Consider the following 272-nt stretch of genomic DNA (forward strand, 5'->3'; position numbering starts at 1 on the left):
GGGTTGTGGGGGACGTGATCCCAGAAAATGAAGATCAACGCCAGGCCCCGAAAAAAATCGATGCGCGGGTCGCGTCCGTTCAGCATGGCGGCTGGCTCTTGAACAATAGGTTTAATGAAGACAGGCGAACGCGCGTGTTGTCGTACGCCGCACGTCGGGCGGGCGCAGGGTGGCGGGATTTGTAAGTGATTGCAAAAGCGGGTTATTACTGAATGTAAAGCCTGCCCGATGTCGGGCAGGCCTTGGGGATATCACGCAGCCTCGACTTCATT

1 protein-coding gene is annotated in these 272 nt (G+C 56.6%); it reads right to left on the reverse strand.

The window, feature by feature from the left end; translation table 11 throughout:
- Window positions 1-86: OpgC domain-containing protein (gene opgC / locus SB765_RS29735; RefSeq protein ID WP_410932509.1), on the reverse strand; the 86-nt coding region annotated here is incomplete at its 3' end.
- Window positions 87-272: the final 186 nt, after the last annotated feature.

It is taken from the genome of Pseudomonas sp. SIMBA_067 (genome assembly GCF_046534675.1).
GTDB classification, from domain to species: domain Bacteria; phylum Pseudomonadota; class Gammaproteobacteria; order Pseudomonadales; family Pseudomonadaceae; genus Aquipseudomonas; species Aquipseudomonas putida.